Source organism: Acinetobacter sp. V102_4 (assembly GCF_031799005.1).
Lineage (GTDB): Bacteria > Pseudomonadota > Gammaproteobacteria > Pseudomonadales > Moraxellaceae > Acinetobacter > Acinetobacter calcoaceticus.
Map to the genome: position 1 here is coordinate 175,358 of NZ_JAVQNR010000049.1, position 16,899 is coordinate 192,256.

General features: G+C 35.9%; 26 protein-coding genes. 20 read left to right on the forward strand and 6 right to left on the reverse strand.

Going from position 1 to position 16,899, the window contains the following annotated elements:
* Nucleotides 1–37: 37 nt before the first annotated feature.
* From RMB13_RS14330 to RMB13_RS14350, 5 genes are read right to left on the reverse strand one after another with little or no spacing between them, the layout of a single operon-like run.
* Complete coding sequence (locus RMB13_RS14330) at nucleotides 38–181, reverse strand: hypothetical protein (RefSeq protein WP_002045195.1); 144 nt, start codon at nucleotides 179–181, stop codon at nucleotides 38–40.
* Complete coding sequence (locus RMB13_RS14335) at nucleotides 178–390, reverse strand: hypothetical protein (protein ID WP_311085563.1); 213 nt, start codon at nucleotides 388–390, stop codon at nucleotides 178–180. The genes RMB13_RS14330 and RMB13_RS14335 overlap by 4 nt, the downstream gene beginning before the upstream one ends.
* Nucleotides 378–1,025: a DUF1071 domain-containing protein gene (locus RMB13_RS14340; protein WP_311085564.1), complete on the reverse strand. Its 648-nt coding sequence runs from the start codon at nucleotides 1,023–1,025 to the stop codon at nucleotides 378–380. The genes RMB13_RS14335 and RMB13_RS14340 overlap by 13 nt, the downstream gene beginning before the upstream one ends.
* Nucleotides 1,026–1,036: 11 nt before the next feature.
* Entirely contained in the window at nucleotides 1,037–1,366 is a 330-nt protein-coding gene (locus RMB13_RS14345; protein ID WP_311085565.1) for a hypothetical protein, read from the reverse strand.
* Between the two features lie 2 nt (nucleotides 1,367–1,368).
* A complete protein-coding gene (locus tag RMB13_RS14350; RefSeq protein WP_311085566.1) occupies nucleotides 1,369–1,557 on the reverse strand; it encodes a hypothetical protein in 189 nt (62 codons plus the stop codon).
* A gap of 240 nt (nucleotides 1,558–1,797) precedes the next feature.
* On the opposite strand from RMB13_RS14350, the gene RMB13_RS14355 reads away from it, so the two are divergent.
* From RMB13_RS14355 to RMB13_RS14370, 4 genes are all read left to right on the forward strand, one after another.
* A complete protein-coding gene (locus RMB13_RS14355) occupies nucleotides 1,798–2,994 on the forward strand; it encodes a DNA cytosine methyltransferase (protein WP_311085567.1) in 1,197 nt (398 codons plus the stop codon).
* Nucleotides 2,991–4,784, forward strand: coding sequence for an ATP-binding protein (locus RMB13_RS14360; RefSeq protein WP_311085568.1), 1,794 nt, complete (start codon nucleotides 2,991–2,993; stop codon nucleotides 4,782–4,784). The genes RMB13_RS14355 and RMB13_RS14360 overlap by 4 nt, the downstream gene beginning before the upstream one ends.
* 65 nt (nucleotides 4,785–4,849) lie before the next feature.
* Entirely contained in the window at nucleotides 4,850–5,119 is a 270-nt protein-coding gene (locus RMB13_RS14365; protein ID WP_311085569.1) for a GHKL domain-containing protein, read from the forward strand.
* A 1-nt stretch (nucleotide 5,120) separates the two neighbouring features.
* Nucleotides 5,121–5,960, forward strand: a complete 840-nt coding sequence (locus tag RMB13_RS14370; RefSeq protein ID WP_111854777.1) for a hypothetical protein — start codon at nucleotides 5,121–5,123, stop codon at nucleotides 5,958–5,960.
* Nucleotides 5,961–5,997: 37 nt separating this feature from the next.
* Here RMB13_RS14370 and RMB13_RS14375 read toward each other — a convergent pair whose 3' ends face one another.
* The gene (locus RMB13_RS14375; protein WP_311085570.1) at nucleotides 5,998–6,720 is read right to left on the reverse strand and encodes a S24 family peptidase; all 723 of its coding nucleotides are present in this window, start codon (nucleotides 6,718–6,720) and stop codon (nucleotides 5,998–6,000) included.
* A 99-nt stretch (nucleotides 6,721–6,819) separates the two neighbouring features.
* On the opposite strand from RMB13_RS14375, the gene RMB13_RS14380 reads away from it, so the two are divergent.
* The 16 genes from RMB13_RS14380 to RMB13_RS14455 all read left to right on the forward strand — a co-directional run bounded on the left by RMB13_RS14380 (nucleotide 6,820) and on the right by RMB13_RS14455 (nucleotide 16,898).
* Nucleotides 6,820–7,077, forward strand: coding sequence for a hypothetical protein (locus RMB13_RS14380; RefSeq protein WP_311085571.1), 258 nt, complete (start codon nucleotides 6,820–6,822; stop codon nucleotides 7,075–7,077).
* A 29-nt stretch (nucleotides 7,078–7,106) separates the two neighbouring features.
* Nucleotides 7,107–7,391 (forward strand): hypothetical protein, encoded by a 285-nt coding sequence (locus tag RMB13_RS14385; RefSeq protein WP_311085572.1) that lies wholly within the window; start codon nucleotides 7,107–7,109, stop codon nucleotides 7,389–7,391.
* A gap of 53 nt (nucleotides 7,392–7,444) precedes the next feature.
* Nucleotides 7,445–7,717, forward strand: coding sequence for a hypothetical protein (locus RMB13_RS14390; protein ID WP_311085573.1), 273 nt, complete (start codon nucleotides 7,445–7,447; stop codon nucleotides 7,715–7,717).
* On the forward strand, nucleotides 7,714–8,547 hold the full coding sequence (locus RMB13_RS14395) for a DNA adenine methylase (protein ID WP_311085574.1): 834 nt from the start codon (nucleotides 7,714–7,716) through the stop codon (nucleotides 8,545–8,547). The genes RMB13_RS14390 and RMB13_RS14395 overlap by 4 nt, the downstream gene beginning before the upstream one ends.
* Nucleotides 8,544–9,485 carry a helix-turn-helix domain-containing protein gene (locus tag RMB13_RS14400; RefSeq protein WP_311085575.1) on the forward strand — a complete coding sequence of 314 codons (942 nt, stop codon included), beginning with the start codon at nucleotides 8,544–8,546 and terminating at the stop codon, nucleotides 9,483–9,485. The genes RMB13_RS14395 and RMB13_RS14400 overlap by 4 nt, the downstream gene beginning before the upstream one ends.
* A gap of 67 nt (nucleotides 9,486–9,552) precedes the next feature.
* A complete protein-coding gene (locus tag RMB13_RS14405) occupies nucleotides 9,553–9,957 on the forward strand; it encodes a DUF559 domain-containing protein (RefSeq protein WP_311085576.1) in 405 nt (134 codons plus the stop codon).
* The gene (locus RMB13_RS14410; RefSeq protein ID WP_311085577.1) at nucleotides 9,954–10,394 is read left to right on the forward strand and encodes a hypothetical protein; all 441 of its coding nucleotides are present in this window, start codon (nucleotides 9,954–9,956) and stop codon (nucleotides 10,392–10,394) included. Before RMB13_RS14405 ends, RMB13_RS14410 begins: the two co-directional genes overlap by 4 nt.
* Nucleotides 10,395–10,396: 2 nt before the next feature.
* A complete protein-coding gene (locus RMB13_RS14415; protein WP_311085578.1) occupies nucleotides 10,397–10,567 on the forward strand; it encodes a hypothetical protein in 171 nt (56 codons plus the stop codon).
* A gap of 142 nt (nucleotides 10,568–10,709) precedes the next feature.
* Complete coding sequence (locus RMB13_RS14420) at nucleotides 10,710–11,033, forward strand: hypothetical protein (protein WP_311085579.1); 324 nt, start codon at nucleotides 10,710–10,712, stop codon at nucleotides 11,031–11,033.
* Between the two features lie 67 nt (nucleotides 11,034–11,100).
* Nucleotides 11,101–11,331 carry a hypothetical protein gene (locus tag RMB13_RS14425; protein ID WP_311085580.1) on the forward strand — a complete coding sequence of 77 codons (231 nt, stop codon included), beginning with the start codon at nucleotides 11,101–11,103 and terminating at the stop codon, nucleotides 11,329–11,331.
* A 308-nt stretch (nucleotides 11,332–11,639) separates the two neighbouring features.
* Entirely contained in the window at nucleotides 11,640–12,242 is a 603-nt protein-coding gene (locus tag RMB13_RS14430; RefSeq protein WP_311085581.1) for a M15 family metallopeptidase, read from the forward strand.
* Nucleotides 12,243–12,405: 163 nt separating this feature from the next.
* Nucleotides 12,406–12,819, forward strand: coding sequence for a hypothetical protein (locus tag RMB13_RS14435; RefSeq protein WP_311085582.1), 414 nt, complete (start codon nucleotides 12,406–12,408; stop codon nucleotides 12,817–12,819).
* A gap of 55 nt (nucleotides 12,820–12,874) precedes the next feature.
* Entirely contained in the window at nucleotides 12,875–13,522 is a 648-nt protein-coding gene (locus RMB13_RS14440) for a putative metallopeptidase (protein WP_311085583.1), read from the forward strand.
* Between the two features lie 46 nt (nucleotides 13,523–13,568).
* On the forward strand, nucleotides 13,569–14,042 hold the full coding sequence (locus RMB13_RS14445; RefSeq protein ID WP_311085584.1) for a DUF2280 domain-containing protein: 474 nt from the start codon (nucleotides 13,569–13,571) through the stop codon (nucleotides 14,040–14,042).
* Nucleotides 14,032–15,459, forward strand: a complete 1,428-nt coding sequence (gene terL / locus RMB13_RS14450) for a phage terminase large subunit (RefSeq protein ID WP_311085585.1) — start codon at nucleotides 14,032–14,034, stop codon at nucleotides 15,457–15,459. Before RMB13_RS14445 ends, terL begins: the two co-directional genes overlap by 11 nt.
* Entirely contained in the window at nucleotides 15,456–16,898 is a 1,443-nt protein-coding gene (locus RMB13_RS14455; RefSeq protein WP_311085586.1) for a DUF4055 domain-containing protein, read from the forward strand. Before terL ends, RMB13_RS14455 begins: the two co-directional genes overlap by 4 nt.
* The last annotated feature ends 1 nt before the right edge of the window (nucleotide 16,899 follow it).

A 16,899-nucleotide genomic window follows, 5' to 3' on the forward strand; every position in this document is an offset into this window, starting at 1 on the left:
AGTCACTCATGTAGAACATCGCAGTTCTAAAATTGTTTTACTTTCTCCAAGTCGCTTCTTTAAATTTCGCCTCATCTACTAAGTTATCGATTTGAGACGGATTCACATTGTCGTAGTAATGGTTCATCAAATTGCCAAACACAATTAGGGTTCGAGCTGAGGATGAGTAACGGAAGCTCATATAAATTCCTCCATGGCTTCAAAAGCATTTTTACGTGCTGAAGCCTGATTCTTGAGTAAAGAGATATGAGCATCCTTAATCAGCTCATTATTGTGCATAACACGTTGTTTGGCGTGGAGGGCAGAGGTCGCTTCAATACGACCTCTTAGAGTGCCGTTGCCATGTAGTTTGGCAACATACCTAAAGATATAGGTACTTAAGCGCTCCATCCCTCCATGTCCTTTTTTGCTTTGCATGCCTTCACAATCTGGCTTTCAAAGCTGGTGCCTTTGAAGCGTTTATAGATTGTGGCCAGATCTGCCTCATTTTGTGTATGTTGAATTGCTTGTAGTGCTTGTTGGAATTCAGCCGTAAGTTGTTGGGCTGCATTCGGCTGTTGCTGCGGGTTTTGTGGAGTTTGCTGCTGTTGAGGTTGAGCTGTCTTTTGCTGAGTCTTTTCTTCCTCAGGTAAGTCTTCACCGGCATAGATATATAAACCTAAACCGTGTACTGCAATGCCTTTAACCAGACAACGCATCATGGCCTTGTTGATGTCAAATGCATTCGGTTTAGCAATCGCTTTATTTCGATAGTCCATCACAGGCAAGAACATGTACATGGTTTTACCGAATACGGTGACATCACAATGAACCATCATAGATCCATCCGGAAAAGTCATTGGATCACGAAAAGCCCAGTTTGCTTGTGGATCTATGCGCATGAGTTTGTCCACGGCCCAAGCCCAAGACAGATATGACATGTTGTTTTTCTTTTCGATATGTCCAGATACGCTAATCGCTGCTAACTGTTCAAAGTGGTTAGTACTTTCATTATTTAAAACGGTTGGATTAATTGCTGCATTCATTTTTCTTATCCTTATTTTGAACCAGTAAAGCCGCGCTTCTTCTTATAAGCTTTACGGTCATTTGATGGAATGTGTGAGGCAGCTAAATCCTTAGCAAGTTGCTTTGAGCGCTGGAAGCTAATCTCATTCATTAAGGCTGTATAAACCTTAGGGCGCTTCATCTTAAACACTTCAACATTTAAAGGAGTCTTCACTTCACCTTTTACCGTGTACAGCACACTGCCGTTTGCATTAGCTGCGTAAACGGTCCAGCCGATACGAACAGAGTAGAGACCAGTTAAGCGATCATGACCGATATAGGCTTTCATGCCCTCTGGATGTGGTTTGAATTGAGCATTCATGATTAGCCTCCCATCATCCAAGATGCAGCGGCTACTGCAATCACCCAAAGGATGAGTGAAAGGGCAATAAACTTAATGAAGTCGATTGCATTGGCTTTGATGGTGGCGAAACGAGAAGGACGCTGTTCTTCAACAGTCGGGTGTTGATATAAGCGTGATGTGGTTTGACTAGGAATAGGGTTTTGTTTCATACTTGCCTCGCGTAATGCAAAGCACATCGGAAGGTAGAAGAGTCGATGTGCTTTTTTTGTTGTCCATGAGAGAAATATGAACTATCGGTTCAATTTAGTCAAGAACTATTGGTTCGTATTTACGGGTGGTTAATTTTAAAATCATTTTTTTTGTTATTTTTCAATATTTTTTTTAAAAAATATCAGTGTTAATATATAAATTAGGGAAATATATTTTTTAAATTTTTATTAAATTGAGATATGACTAATTTTAAGGTATTAGATTTGTTTGCTGGTGCTGGAGGAATGGCAGAAGGCTTTTTACAAGCTGGTTTTTCAATTCCTTACGCATCAGATAAAAGTGAACAAGCAGCATTAACATATCAATACCGACATATAGATCAACTTGGTCATGCGTTAAAGTATTTTTGTGGAGATATTCAAGAGTTAGCTACTGAAAAAAATTTAAAAGATTTTTTAGATAAAGATTTTAATAAAATTGATGTCATTTGCGGTGGACCTCCATGCCAAGGTTTTAGTATGGCTGGGAAAAGAAATCCTGATGATCTCAGAAACCAACTTGTAAGAAGTTACATTAACATTTTGAGACAAGTTCAGCCAAAATACTTTGTTATGGAGAACGTTGTTGGTATTTTGTCGGCCAAATTTTCATATTATGAAGGACAATCTAAAATATATGAAAATGAGCTAGTAACTAAGGTATTAATCAAGGAGTTTTCCGAAATTGGTTATTCCCATGTAGTAATTAAAACTCTTGATGCTAGTGATTATGGTGTGCCACAACGGAGAAAACGGGTTTTTTTCTTGGGAACAAGAAATGATATTAATGAGATATTATTACACCCTCAACCATCTCAAAAAGTAAAAATTTCGGCAAAGCAAGCTTTAGCAGATCTAGAAAATATAGATATTGGAACAAAACTTGAAAAATATTTAAAAAAAGCCACTTCTGAATATCAACTTAAATCTCGAAAAGGTCGTACATTAAAGGTAGACGGTACTGAGGTTAAAAATAAAAAATTAAAAAATCATGAAACAAGTAAACATTCAAATTTAATAATTGAAAGATTTGCCTTATTGAAAGCAGGTGATGATTTTAAAAATGTTTATCAAATGCTTTCAGATGAGCTTAAAGAAAAATATAAGACAAAAAAACATAATTGTAGGCGAATGATACCAGATGAACCTTCGCCAACAGTTTTAACTTTACCTGATGATATGGTGCATTATTCAAAAAATAGAATTCTAACTGTTAGAGAGATGGCAAGATTACAATCCTTTGATGATAGTTTTGAGTTTCTAGGTAAAAGAACAACAGGAGGCCATCTTAGAAAACAGGAGACACCTCAATATACTTTAGTTGGCAATGCTGTTCCCCCACTTTTAGCAAGGGCTATTGCAATAGAAATTAAATTAAACTTAGAGAAGCTAAAATGAATAAAGAAATACTTTATTTTCAAACAAGTTCAGGTATAAAAAGTATTGTTGGAAGAGACTTAATTACAGATAAATTTGTAGCAATTTTTGAACTAGTAAAAAATTCATATGATGCAAATGCTACTTATGTAAAAATTATTTTTGATCAGGATAAAATTATTATTAGTGATAATGGCCATGGTATGTCAAAAGATGATTTAATAAATAAATGGCTGAATTTAGCTTATTCTGATAAGCAAGAGGGAAGTGCAAATAATGATCGAGCCTTTGTTGGTTCAAAAGGAATAGGACGTTTTTCGGCTGATAGACTAGGGACAAATCTTTTAATAAAAACAAAAAGAAAAAATGATCAGAAAAGTCATCAATTAAAAGTTGACTGGAGTAAATTTGATTTAGATTTGAGTAAAAGATTTGAGACAATTGAAACTGAATATACTAATAGTATTGTTGACACTGTGAATGAATCATTTACATATTTAGAAATTAGTAATTTAAATGAACAATGGGGAATGGAACAGATAAATAAAGCTAAAGAAAGCCTCCGTCGTTTAAAAAATCCCTTTTTAAAAGAAGATGGTTTTAAAATAGTTGTAGTTAATAAATTAAATTTACTTCCTCAGGAAGAAATCATTGAAAGTAATATAGCAGAAGTTTTAAAAGATAAAAGTATAACTATAGAAGCAGATTTTAATGAAAAAATTAAAGTTACTCTATTTGATAGAGGGGAAAAAATATACCAGACAGAAGAAGAAAATCACTCAATTCTAAGATATTGTCCTATTAATATAAATATTAATTATTTAACTTATTCTGCAAAATTGACTTTTACAAGACGAATGAAAGTAGAACCTGTTAACTATGGAAATATTTTTATATATAAAAACAACTTTAGAGTAATGCCTTATGGTGAAAGAGATTATGATTTATTTTCATTAAATATGCGAAAAACTCAAGGTCATAGTAGATATTTAGGTACCCGTGAATTACTTGGTTTTATTGATATTAAAGATGTTAATAATTTGTACTTTAAAGAAGCATCTTCTCGTGACTCAGGGTTTGTAAATACTATATATTTAAAAGAGTTAGAAAAATTATATCTTGATTATATCCATCGCCCATTAGAGTATTATGTTAACTTAATTTCATGGGGTGAAATTAAATCTATTAATCAAGAGAATGAGGCTCAAAAAATCTCGATTGAAGACATTTCTGAAGAAGGCGTTGTCAAGTTTAAGAATTATCTTTCACGAAATAAGAAACTTGTATATTTTAAAAATGAGCTAAATTTTGAGGAAAATAAACCTGAAATTAAGTTGGACAAAATTGTTAATTCTATTACTGATAAGAATGACTTAAAAACAATTAAACCTCTCGTTAAAGAGTTAAAAAATAATGTTACAGAATTAAAAAAAGAGCAAATTCTTGCAGAAAAAAAAGTTAAAGAGCAACAAAGCACTTTAGTTAAATTAGAACAACAGAATCAAAACCTTTTAAAGAAAAGAACTGAAAGTTCCTATGGTGAACAGTTAAGTCATCATTTAACTACATATACTGATAGACTTGAGTGGGTAGTTAAAGATTTACAAAATTTTTCTGAAAAGTTGGATGTAAACTTACAAAGCGAATTAATAGATACTATTCGCTCTGTCCAAAGAACAAAACATGAATTAAGTATTTTCAAAGATATTCTAATTAATAGTGATTTTGATACAAGAGCTAAATTTAAATATAATTTAAAAGATATATTAGATTGGTATATTAAAGAAAAAAATCTTCATATTCTAATCTAGATATTCTAGTAGTTGGAGAGCAGCAATTTATAATAATATGCAATATTGTAGAGTTAATACTTACATTGGATAATTTTTATAATAATGCATTTGAGCATGGTGCAAAATTTATTCAATATAATTTTGTTAATGAAAATGAACTATTAATATCAAGTGATTCACAAAAAATCCCCGAAGATTTGTATGATAAAGTTTTCGAATTAGGTTTTTCCACAAAAGATAAAGGAACTGGAATTGGGTTGGATCAGATTAAAGGCTTTTTAAGTAAATCAAAATATTCAATTAAAATTGAAAATAATGAAAGTTTAGTTACTTTTAAAATCTATAGGGGGTAATATGAGACTTGATTTTAATGTAATTCTTGTGGATGATGAAGTTGATGATCCAGATAATAGGCGATCTATTTTTGAGTATAAACGTGTAGTTGAAGATCGTCTTAAATTAAAAGGTTTTAATCCTTTAATTGAAGTTTTTTCTAATCCAGATAGTGTCGCTAGTTTGCCTCTTTCAAAAAAGAGACGTATTGATCTTTATATTAGTGATAATAATTTAGGTGAGAATGAACATGAAATAAAAGAAGGAATTGACCTTTACTTGACTTTAAAAAAACAATTTCAATGTGATTTTTTACTGTATACAAGGTCTAATAAACAGTCAATTATTCAGAAGTTAATAAAAGACTTATCTGATGAGCAAGACCCAAATCTTTTTACAAAATTTTCTTTTGTAAGTAGATCCAATAGTAATGAGTGGCATAGTTTTACTTTCGAACTAATTAATCGGATTGTGAAAATTAGAGAAGAATTTAATAATTTAAGAGGATTATTCGCTGCAAAAATTTCAAAGATTCAAATATATTTAAAATCTTTACATGGTTTTAATGAAGAAGATAATATTGATCTCATAGATATTTTGAAAATTTCACATGAAAAACAATATATTACCCTAAATCAATGGCAGAGATTAACTAAATTGCGATATTTACGAAATGCTCTTTTACATAATGATGAAGTGTATGATGGTGAATCAGACTGCTATAAATTAGAGTATAAAGAACCATCATTTAGTAATGGAACAAATTTTACTTTAAATTCAAAATGGTTAATTGAATCAACTACAAACTATACTGATCTTAGAAGACAGTTAGATTTAATTGAAAGAGAAATTTTGCCTTGATTTATAATGTGAATTGGGGGATTTTAACTAATTCACATTAAACCTCTCTGTACAACCCAACTACTTTTCCAACTAGTTTACAACCCTCATGTAGATACATGATTTTTTCACGCCACTTAGGATTTAGTGGTTCTAAATACATACCATCCGTTTCAATCACTAGCTTTTTAAAAGTAGCTTCTTTTTCACCTTCACATGAAACTATAACTAAATCACCAGTTTTTAAGTCACTTACTGGAAAATCTGGATTTACATAAATTCTATCATTTGGTTCAAACTTTGGTGCCATCGATTCTCCTCTTACTATTAATCCATATCCATTTTTACCGCATTTCGGATTGTGAGGTAACCATTCATTAAATTCAGTTCCACTAGGTACAGATTCAATAGAAGTCCAAGTTCCCGCTTCAACCCAAGATATAACTGGGATTAAATTTCCTAAAACTTCTATTTTTTGATTGATATCAATATTCCTATCTAAATTCTTTATTAACTCATCCTGCTGAATGGCTTGAGACATTGAGCCTGTACCTGATAAAAGCCATTCAGAATTAACTTTTAAAAACTTCGATAAAAGAGGGATTTTTGAGGTTTCAGGTATGGCATCACCATTTAACCATTTTCCCGCGCCTTTATCGGAAATATTAAACTCTCGGCTCAAAATACGTGCCCGTCCTCTAGCTGGATAGCCTACAGCGTCCATGGCTTTATGAAGACGTTGTGCAAATTCTTGCTTAACTGAATCTATTTGTGAAGTCATTACATCACCATTCTGAACCATTGGTTCAATAATAAATGTTATTGAATGAACTATCAGTTCCTGTTAAAGTTGAACCAATAGTTCATTATTGGGTTTGGTATGAGTACTATAAAAGAAGTAATTCATGATGCTGGCGGAGTTTGTGCGGTGGCATTTTCTGTTCAATTAAGTGAAAGATCTATTTATAAATGGATTGAAAAGAATTGCTTACCCCGTTCGGAGTACACAGGCGAAAGCAAATATTCAAAGTTAATTGCACAGTTATGCGAAAACTTTACTGAACAAGAAATTCTTAAAATTGGTAATCCGCGAAAGTCAAAAAATATAGAGCATAAGAAAGAAGAAATCCCTATGTAATTTTAATAGGCAAGGGAGCTGCTCTTTTAATGAGAACCGATGAAATGAATGAAGCAAGAGAGTTGGGCTTTTTAGGTGGAAAGCTCGATAACCCTGTAACGGTCAAATTTAATGATTTAACCGATGAATCCATCGAAGGTGTGGCTAATGCCAGCGACATGACGAAAGCAGACTGGATACGAGAAGCTTGCATAGAAAAACTCTTGGTGGAGAGACGCAAGTTCAATCGTATGCGAAAGGTATGGGGTCATCCTAAGGAAACAAGAGATGCCAGAGGATGCCATGAGAATACAGGATCAAATTTAGAGCATTAAAAAAGGCTGATCTCGTGGATCAGGCTTCTAGGCATTCAATTGAGGTGAATCAAATGAACAGAAATAATTTATCAGAACAACCAATCGAACTCAACACACAGGAGTTTGTAGTGGGCGATATGGTAGTTGTTAATGAACTGGAACATAAAGAAATTTTTGAAGTATTTGGTTTTTACTACAGCACCCCTAAACGACTTTTTGTTAAGTCAGCATGCGGGAAGCAGTTAGATCTACCAGTTCAATTCTTTAGATCGGCATCAATTGCTGAGTTAGAAGCAAAACGTCGATTAACTGCAGAAGAATTAGCACGGGCGGAGGTGTCATGAGTAGTTTAAAACATCCGCTTATCCGTTATCACGGTGGCAAGTTCCGGATCGCTGATTGGGTTATCTCACATTTTCCCGTCCACAAAACTTATGTTGAGCCATTTGGTGGAGGAGCATCCGTTCTATTTACTAAAGAACCTAGTGTTATTGAGGTCTATAACGATTTAGATAATGAGGTCGTGAATTTATTCAAAGTACTCAGAGAACCAGACCAACGAAGATGTTTAGAAGAGAAATTGTATTTAACGCCATTTGCTCGCACTGAATTTTATGATGCCTACGATGAAACCGAAGACCCTGTAGAAAAAGCGAGAAGAATGATCATTCGAGCACAAATGGGTTTTGGTTCAGCTGGAGCAACTAAAGGAAAAACCGGTTTTAGAATGGCGGGAGGCCGACAAAAGAATTATGAAATTGCGTTATGGGAACGTTATCCAAATCGATTATTGCAGTTTGCTGAGCGTTTAAAACAGGTTCTTATTGAAAACCAGCCAGCTGCAAAAGTGATTAACCAATATGACGATGAGAACACATTATTTTTTGTGGACCCACCGTATGTAAGAAGTACTCGAACATCAAACATGACGGCTTATCGATATGAAATGAGTGATCAGGACCATATCGATTTATTAGATCTATTAAATCAGGTCAAAGGCAAAGTCATTTTATCGGGTTATGACCATGAAATTTACAACTCACGCTTAACACACTGGGTAAAGAAAACTAAAGCTGTACAGGCCTCAGGGAATAGAGGTGGTGTGAGTCGCCAAGAATGCCTTTGGATTTCTCCAAATGCCCAACAAACCGATTTATTTGGAGTGGGCTTATGAGTCTGGACGCAACCATTTGGGCTTTCAAAGCAGAGGTTAAAACTTCAAGTCAGAGACTCGTTTTATTGGCTTTGGCTGATAGAGCGGGTGAGTCTCACAAGTGTTACCCAAGCATTAAACGTATGGTTAAAGACACTGTGCTAAACCGTAAAACGGTGATCAAAGTATTAGATGAGCTAGAAGCAATTTCATTAATTAGATTCACAGGTGAAATCACAGGAAATGGTGTGAAGGTTTACCAGTTAATTGGTGTGATGGGCCGTGAAGAAAATGATTTAACCAGTCCCAAAAAGGGGACTAGTACCAATAATGGGACTAGTTCCAATTTCGGTACTGGTTCCAAAAGCGGTACTAGTACCAATAATGGGACCGCAACCAGTCCCAAAAACGGTACCGAGACCAGTCCCAATATTGGGACACAGAACCTATCAGGGAATCTATCAGTAGAATCTATAAATAAAAAAACATGGTTGAGTTTGAAAAAACTTGGTGAAGAAATTCGTTTGGCAACTGATCAGGATACTTACGAGCAGATCAAAAATGCAAATTGGTTTGATCGAGAATTACGTGCATTTGAACTCTACAACGCCGAGAAGAATCTTTGTGATGAACTCATGCATTACCACTTTGCAGATTGGTTAATCAACGCATGTGGCAAATACCAAGCTCGTGAACAGACCGCTTTCCGGAATTCAGGGTCGTCAGTACGAGGCGCGCCGAGCGCTCAAGAAAAACTGAGCGACAAACAGGTTCACACCTTCGCTCAAAAACTTTCACAACATCCTGAATTCGCAAGCCAGTTTGCTGCTGCAGGGGAAAGCTACGATCAGCTCGCAGCACGTATCGCCGTGAAACTTAGCGATCCAACTCAGGCAAAACAATGGGAACCATATCTCAAGCAAGTTGGCTTTAAAGGCACATTGCAGGGTGCAGCATGACAGACCTCTACGATGTCAACGTAGCGCTCTTGGAAAGTGAGCTCATCGCTTTTGAAAAGGGGGTTGCATGTCTAGCATGAGTTTAGCTGAATACCGTGAATTATTTCCAGTGAAGACAAAGAAGCGCCGTTCAGCAAAGCAAGGTATCAGACAGCCAAGTGAAGGCGAGACAGTACTGGTAACACACTTAAGAGCATGCAAGATCAGTTTTGAGCAGGAATATAAATTCCATCCAAAACGCAAATGGAGAGCTGACTTTCTGATTACCGATACAAAGATTTTGGTAGAGGTTGAAGGCGGGATTTGGATGGCAGGTGGTGGACGTCACACAAGGGGTAAGGGTTACATCGGGGATATGGAGAAATATAACTCGGCGGCAATGATGGGTTTTACAGTTTTACGGTTCAGTACAGAGCAAGTTAAAGCAGGCGTGGCGATTAAACAAATTGAGCAATTGGTGGGTGAGAAATGAGTGCAGCTTTAAAAACACAACAAATGGACTGGTCAAAATATACTATTGATGGTTGGTTAGAGCAGTTTGGCGCTTGGTGTGAAACAGTTAGAATGAAAGGCGGTGATCTACCGGACGGACTTCATATCAATCAAATTTACTGGTTGATGCGTGAATCAAGTAAAGAACTACCAAAAAGTAAATCTTACATTCGATGTGAGATAAATGATTTTGAAGCAGACCACATACAATCAATACTCAAGACTGTGTTTAAATCTGAAAAATGTGATTATACAACCAAGTTTGCAGTGATGTGTTTAGTAAAACATAAAGTTGAGAACAGATCCTTAAGTGCAGTTGCAGCAATTACCAATCAGTCTAAAGGTCAAGTGAATATTATGGTTAGTTGTGCTAGATTTTACCTTCTTGGTAAATATAATTTTCTAACAATGGTGTAAGTATGTATAAGACTGAATTGATAAAATCACAAAACCCTACAAGTATTAAAAACAAAGTTCAGGCATGGCTTGATGAGCAATCTTTATCAAATTCTGGTTTTAAGGTAATTTCAGTAAGTTACACATATGAACCTGAGAAAGGATATCGAGCATTTATCACATATAAAGAGTAGCTTGACCGTTTAAACGCGATATGGCATAGTTTTGTTATAGTGTTCGAAGTGTAATTAAAACACTGGTATTAAAGCTCATCATTTGGTGGGCTTTTTTGTTTTATGTTATATAACTATCTCCAGTAATACAGGAGGTAAAACAATGTCAATAAAATGGTCACTAGAAATGTTAGAGCGAGATTTAAATCGCCTATATGATGAAATTATAAATTTGGACAACCTTGATCAATTAAATGCAGAACAAGGAAAATTGGCAACAATCTTTTTATCTAAAGCTGAACAGTATTTTCGGGTTAACTATAGAAGTTCTGGTCATCAGTTGAATTACACATATTATTTTCAAGATAAGTTGTTTGCAGAAATAAATTTATTGCAGAGTCCACATTTTGAAGATAGAGAAAAATATCTGAAGTGGTTTGTAGAACAAATACGAAATGGTCGTGAAAACCTCCAACTTTCTAGCTAGACAATATCAGCTTTGGAAGTATTTTTTATATGCTATAGTCCAGCTTGACTAAAAACTGGTAAGTAAAATGAATATCTGTATTGGCGGTGATTTAGATGGTGATGTTGTAAATAACCGTGAAGGTACATACTTTGAAGCCAGTGAAATAGATTCATGCAAGCAGTCAACATACAACCGCCAGAGTTATATTGTTGGTGAAAATACATATAGATTTTGGCTTTGTGCAGAGTTGCCATATATGGAAGCAACAGAAATAGCCAGTAAGCATCTAGCTGAAAAATACAAATACCTTTCCTGATCTATTTTTTATAAGAAATGAAGCTCATCATTCGATGGGCTTTTTTGTTGACTTATTTACTCTTTAAAAAATCAGAAAAACATAATTTTTTTATTATTAAAATTAAATAAAGATAATTAGGTTTATGCTTCATGTCTTAGTGTAAATTATTAGATATACTTTAGATTGATGTGAATATTTTTAAATTTTATTAAATAGTCATGTATAAAATAAATTATTTTGATGTTTGTATCGGAAAGTCATTTAAAAAAATATAATCTTTCAATATTATATTAATTGCTATAACAAAAAATAAAATGGTGAAGAAAATGAAAATAGAAGAAATGATTATCGCTGTTCAAAAGAAATTGGGTGTGGATATAGATGGTCGTGCTGGACCGGAAACATGGACAGCAATATATAGTAATATTATTGGAACAGTCCCCAAAGATTTTTCAATTGATAAAGTAGATGATCGTAGTGAGGAAAATATCATTACTTTATTACCAGAAGTTCAACCCTATGCTCGAGCATTGGTGCAAAATGCTGCTAAGCTCGGTATTACAATTAAAGTTTTAAGTGGATTTAGATCATATGCTGATCAAGATGCTTTATATAATATTGGAAGAACTGTAGAACCACACAGAAGTCCAGTAACAAACGCTAAAGGCGGATACTCGAATCATAATTTTGGTACTGCATTTGACATAGGAATATTTGAAGGAAAAAAATATTTAACAGATTCTTCAAAATATAATGCAATAGGAGCCTTAGGTTTGGAACTAGGGCTGGAATGGGGAGGTAAGTGGACTAGTTTTGTTGATAAACCTCACTTTCAGCTTAGACCATATTGGGCAATCGATATTTCTCAAACTGAAATGCTTGCTGAATTTAGAAAACGTATTAAACAAGGTACACCTCTTTTTACATAAGAGTCTGTTTTTAAGTAGTAGTTGATCTCTTCCTGAAATCAATGAGATATCAATAGCCCTGCTAAATATCGATTATTGGCGGGGCTCATCTTTTATTTAAACTACTTTTTATCTTTAGATATATAATTTCTCAACAAAGTTACCTTCTAAAATGTTGATGAATATGAAACTGCATTTAATAATTAGTTTATTGCTTTTGGGACTTGTTTCATCTCAGGCGTATCCAAAATCTAAATTAGAGTTTTTAACAGAGGCCAATGATCTATTTAATGCACGTGAAGAGGCTATCAATAAATTTCAAACATTAGGAATGCTTTCAGATGAAAGACAACTTAACTTTAAAGAGCAGTTGGAACTTACAAGTTCAGTTTGTGATCTGGCTAATGCAAATGAGCAGATTAAAAAATTCTATAATGATAATTTTGAACAATCTCAAGAATTAGGAAAAGAGAAAACCACTCGTGAACAAATGAATCTGGAATTCGATAAAGAAAATCAGTCTTATCTTGATATAGCTAAACAATTAACTGGTACTCCTTACGAGTGTGGTAAGCAGAATTACAAGAAGTTGCTGTGATAGTTTTAATATTTAAATACCACCTTTGAGGTGGTTTTTTTATGGGACTTAATTTATGAAAAATGAAATCGGCTTTCATGTTCCCGTACGTCCAATGCCTCCGGAATGGATATTTGAAACGGGTACATCTAATTTTGTGCCGGCGCCAGAAATGTGGGAATGGATAAGAAAGGTTTTTCTAGATCCAAAATCTAAATTATTTAACCCTGACCACTTGCATTTACGGTCATTTAGATATCCCGATATTACTGTGATGTGGGCTAGATCTGGTTTTAAAAAGCAAGGTCGTCAAGTCATTGGTACTACTGAAAAAGTCATGATCAATGCTGGGGGATGGAAGAAAGAACGACAAGAAGAACAATTCATCCAGTGGTTTAATCATATTCCTGAATATCTCATTACTTTTGATGCTTCTTATTCACGGATTGCTAGTGACGTGAACTTTTGTGCGTTGGTTGAGCATGAGCTTTACCACATTGCACATAAGAAAGACGAATGGGGAACACCAGCATATAACCGAGAAACAGGTATGCCAAAGTTAGCAATACAAGGCCATGATGTTGAAGAGTTTACAGGCGTTGTACGCCGATATGGTGCAAGTGAGGATGTCAAAAGAATGGTTGAGGCTGCTAAAACAAGACCTGAGATGTCTCGAGCTGATGTTCATTATGCTTGTGGCACTTGTTATTTAAGAGTGGTTTAAATTTTTTTGCCATTCTACGTTGATGTACGTTGATGGAATGGTGGAAATGGCACGCATTAATAAAAAGATAAAACTATTCATTATTAGGGTGCTTGCTGAGTTCGAAACACCTACTAATACAGCAAAACAAGTTAAAGAAGTATTTGGTTTGGAAGTAACTCCACAGCAATGTGAACGTTATGATCCAACAAAGAGAGCTGGATACGATTTAAGCCAAGAACTGAGAGATAAATTCTTTGAATATCGACGTATAGCCAATTTAGAGCTTGAAGCAATTCCTATTGCTAATAAACGTTATCGTCTACAGCTACTTCAAGACTTAGTTGAAAAACATCCTGACAATCCAGTTTTGATTCCTAAGTGGGCTGAACAAGCTGCAAAGGAAATGGGTGGACAATTTACTAATCGCCAAGAAATAACAGGCAAAGACGGCGGACCAGTTCAAACTGTTAATTCAGATGTGCCTGTTCCAATGGAAGAGTATTTAAAAGCCAGGAGAGAGGTCTTAGATGAGTACTGATGCGGCTCGGGATAAAGCCATCCGGATCGAGGCGCAAGAAGATTTATATTTCTTCACAAGGTACATGTTTAAGGAGCGCCGTGGTTATAAATGGATGCATAACTGGCACCATTTAGAACTCTGTGAGGCTTTAATGAAAGTCTATCGCGGAGAAACCAAGCGGTTAGTTATTAATTTACCGCCTCGTTATTCTAAAACTGAGATTGTCGTAATTAATTTTATGGCATGGTGTTACGGTAAAAAGCCTGATTCTGAATTTATTCATATCAGTTATTCCGCAATGTTGGCAGCTAATAATGCATTCCAAATTAGGGGCCTTGTGCAAGAGGAAGCCTATAAGAAAGTCTTTCCTGATTTTGCTTTGAGAGATGATAGTAAGGCAAAAGACTTCTGGCGCACATCTGAGGGCGGTGTCTGCTATGCGACTGGTACTGGCGGCACCATTACAGGGTTCGGAGCAGGAAAACTAAGAGACGACTTTGGTGGCTGTATCATTATTGATGATCCACATAAAGCACATGAAGCATCTTCTAAAACAATTCGAGAAGGTGTGATTGACTGGTTCCAGAACACACTCGAGTCACGTACAAACTCACCTGAAACGCCGATTATCGTCATTATGCAACGTTTGCACGAAGATGATTTAGCGGGCTGGTTGTTAGGTGATAGAAAAGATGGTGTACCTGTTGCTGGTGGTAACGGCGAAGTGAGGGAACATCTTTGTCTTTCAGCTATTCAAGAAGATGGATCTGCTTTATGGCCAGCAAAACACAATATCCAAAAATTAAAACAAATGGAGCAAGCTGCGCCTTATGTTTTTGCTGGTCAGTACCGACAAATGCCTTCACCGCCAGCAGGCGGTTTTTTTAAGCCTGACAATATTGAAATTATAGATGCTTTGCCTGCGGATGTAGTGAAGCAGGTACGAGCGTGGGACTTTGGTGCAACTGAGAATGAAGGTGACTTTACGGCAGGTGTTAGGGAGGCTTTGGGCGCAGATGGCTTTACTTATATTGTCGATGTGACCAAAGGGCAACTTGGTCCAGACAACGTTAATAAGCGGTTAAAGCAAACTACTGAGTTGGACGGCAAAAACGTCACTGTTCGTCTACCTCAGGATCCTGGTCAAGCGGGTAAATCGCAAGCTAATGCTTTTGTGAAACTACTAGCTGGTTATAGCGTAATTGCTAAGCCGATATCAGGTGACAAGCTAACAAGGGCACAACCTTTTGCAGCTCAAGTAAATGTTGGGAATGTTCGTATGCTTAAAGGCGAATGGAATAAAGCCTTCTTAGATGAGCTTCGCCACTTTCCGAACGGTACTCATGACGACCAGGTTGATGCTGGTTCTGATGCTTTTAATGAATTACACGAAGGCTTTGAAGTCTTCTTCGCAGATATGGGGTTTTCTCGATGAGTGACGTAACTTTTAAACATCCTGAATATGTTAAAAACTTGCCATACTGGCAAAAACTGGATGATGTTTGTGAGGGTGAGGATGCAGTTAAAGCTAAAGGTGAAAATTATTTACCTAAGCCTAATGCACATGATAAAACGCCAGCAAACAAAAGTGCTTACTTAGCTTATTTGATACGTGCTGTGTTTTATGAAGTTACAGGTACAACGTCAAACAGTTTAGTGGGTGCTGCATTTGCTACAGATCCAAGCTTTAAATTCCCATCCCAGCTCGCTCATTTAGAGCGTAATGCTAACGGCGCAGGCTTAAGTGCTTATCAATTGGCACAAACAGGCATTCGTCATTTATTAAAGCATTACCGCTGCGCTCTTTATGTAGATTATCCAGCAGTTAAACCATCTCGAAATCTCGCTGAGTTTAAACAGCAAAAAGCATTCCCGATGATTCATTTATTGAATGCCATTGATGTAATCAATTGGGATTCAATGATGATTGATAACCAGAAAAAGCTTTGCTTAGTGGTCATCCGTGAATTTACTTCTGAACGTGGCAATGATGGTTTCAGCAAAACAGAGGTAGAGCAGTACCGAGTTCTTCGTTTAGAACCTGATAGTGAAGAAAATTACATCTATACAGTTCAGGTTTACACCAAAGGGGATAAAGGTACTTGGATGGGGGGAGAAAAGAAGTCACCAACTGATTATAACGGTGATACCTGGTCATATATTCCTTTCACCTTTGTGGGAGCTATTGATAACTCCGAAGAGATTAAGAAGCCTCCATTGCTCCCATTAGCTAATCTTAATTTGGCTCATTACCGAGACAGTGCGGACTTTCAAGAGTCCGTTTTTTATATGGGCCAACCGCAGTTTTATGCAAAGGGAGTCAATTGGGCTTGGTACGACGAGGCCAAAAAGCGTGGCATTTATATCGGTGCAAAAGTTCTATTACCTTTACCTGAAAACGGTGATTTGGGGATTGTACAAGCAGATCCAAACACTTTAGCTCGGGAAGCTATGAAGGATAAATGGGAACAGATGAAGGAGATGGGCGCGCGTTTAATTGAAAAGGGTTCAGCAGGGAAAAAGACTGCTACTGAATCAAATAGTGATGACGCCGTGCAGCATTCCATTCTTTCACTTTGTGTTGTGAATATGAATGAAGCTTTTTCTATGGCTTTAAGATGGGCAGCTAAGTTTGTAGCGCCTAATGTAGATGTTCTGACTAAAGATGAACTGATGTTCGAAATCAGCCAAGAATTTAATAAACAAGGGTATCAAGCTGAACTTGCTCGTCAATTATATGAAGCAGCTTTACAAGGCCGATCTTCATTTAAATCTTGGTGGGAATATAACCAGACTGGAATGTTCCCAAAACAAAAGTATAAAGAAGAGCTAGACAACATCGAAGGCGAAAAAGACGGAACAGTGAATCTGTAGG

What these genes read in the sequence shown, in the direction of transcription:
- RMB13_RS14330 (WP_002045195.1), bottom strand. Translation starts at nt 181, where the DNA reads ATGAGCTTCCGTTACTCATCCTCAGCTCGAACCCTAATTGTGTTTGGC.
- RMB13_RS14335 (WP_311085563.1), bottom strand. Translation starts at nt 390, where the DNA reads ATGGAGCGCTTAAGTACCTATATCTTTAGGTATGTTGCCAAACTACAT.
- RMB13_RS14340 (WP_311085564.1), bottom strand. Translation starts at nt 1,025, where the DNA reads ATGAATGCAGCAATTAATCCAACCGTTTTAAATAATGAAAGTACTAAC.
- RMB13_RS14345 (WP_311085565.1), bottom strand. Translation starts at nt 1,366, where the DNA reads ATGAATGCTCAATTCAAACCACATCCAGAGGGCATGAAAGCCTATATC.
- RMB13_RS14350 (WP_311085566.1), bottom strand. Translation starts at nt 1,557, where the DNA reads ATGAAACAAAACCCTATTCCTAGTCAAACCACATCACGCTTATATCAA.
- RMB13_RS14355 (WP_311085567.1), top strand. Translation starts at nt 1,798, where the DNA reads ATGACTAATTTTAAGGTATTAGATTTGTTTGCTGGTGCTGGAGGAATG.
- RMB13_RS14360 (WP_311085568.1), top strand. Translation starts at nt 2,991, where the DNA reads ATGAATAAAGAAATACTTTATTTTCAAACAAGTTCAGGTATAAAAAGT.
- RMB13_RS14370 (WP_111854777.1), top strand. Translation starts at nt 5,121, where the DNA reads ATGAGACTTGATTTTAATGTAATTCTTGTGGATGATGAAGTTGATGAT.
- RMB13_RS14375 (WP_311085570.1), bottom strand. Translation starts at nt 6,720, where the DNA reads ATGACTTCACAAATAGATTCAGTTAAGCAAGAATTTGCACAACGTCTT.
- RMB13_RS14380 (WP_311085571.1), top strand. Translation starts at nt 6,820, where the DNA reads ATGAGTACTATAAAAGAAGTAATTCATGATGCTGGCGGAGTTTGTGCG.
- RMB13_RS14385 (WP_311085572.1), top strand. Translation starts at nt 7,107, where the DNA reads ATGAGAACCGATGAAATGAATGAAGCAAGAGAGTTGGGCTTTTTAGGT.
- RMB13_RS14390 (WP_311085573.1), top strand. Translation starts at nt 7,445, where the DNA reads ATGAACAGAAATAATTTATCAGAACAACCAATCGAACTCAACACACAG.
- RMB13_RS14395 (WP_311085574.1), top strand. Translation starts at nt 7,714, where the DNA reads ATGAGTAGTTTAAAACATCCGCTTATCCGTTATCACGGTGGCAAGTTC.
- RMB13_RS14400 (WP_311085575.1), top strand. Translation starts at nt 8,544, where the DNA reads ATGAGTCTGGACGCAACCATTTGGGCTTTCAAAGCAGAGGTTAAAACT.
- RMB13_RS14405 (WP_311085576.1), top strand. Translation starts at nt 9,553, where the DNA reads ATGTCTAGCATGAGTTTAGCTGAATACCGTGAATTATTTCCAGTGAAG.
- RMB13_RS14410 (WP_311085577.1), top strand. Translation starts at nt 9,954, where the DNA reads ATGAGTGCAGCTTTAAAAACACAACAAATGGACTGGTCAAAATATACT.
- RMB13_RS14415 (WP_311085578.1), top strand. Translation starts at nt 10,397, where the DNA reads ATGTATAAGACTGAATTGATAAAATCACAAAACCCTACAAGTATTAAA.
- RMB13_RS14420 (WP_311085579.1), top strand. Translation starts at nt 10,710, where the DNA reads ATGTCAATAAAATGGTCACTAGAAATGTTAGAGCGAGATTTAAATCGC.
- RMB13_RS14425 (WP_311085580.1), top strand. Translation starts at nt 11,101, where the DNA reads ATGAATATCTGTATTGGCGGTGATTTAGATGGTGATGTTGTAAATAAC.
- RMB13_RS14430 (WP_311085581.1), top strand. Translation starts at nt 11,640, where the DNA reads ATGAAAATAGAAGAAATGATTATCGCTGTTCAAAAGAAATTGGGTGTG.
- RMB13_RS14435 (WP_311085582.1), top strand. Translation starts at nt 12,406, where the DNA reads ATGAAACTGCATTTAATAATTAGTTTATTGCTTTTGGGACTTGTTTCA.
- RMB13_RS14440 (WP_311085583.1), top strand. Translation starts at nt 12,875, where the DNA reads ATGAAAAATGAAATCGGCTTTCATGTTCCCGTACGTCCAATGCCTCCG.
- RMB13_RS14445 (WP_311085584.1), top strand. Translation starts at nt 13,569, where the DNA reads ATGGCACGCATTAATAAAAAGATAAAACTATTCATTATTAGGGTGCTT.
- terL (WP_311085585.1), top strand. Translation starts at nt 14,032, where the DNA reads ATGAGTACTGATGCGGCTCGGGATAAAGCCATCCGGATCGAGGCGCAA.
- RMB13_RS14455 (WP_311085586.1), top strand. Translation starts at nt 15,456, where the DNA reads ATGAGTGACGTAACTTTTAAACATCCTGAATATGTTAAAAACTTGCCA.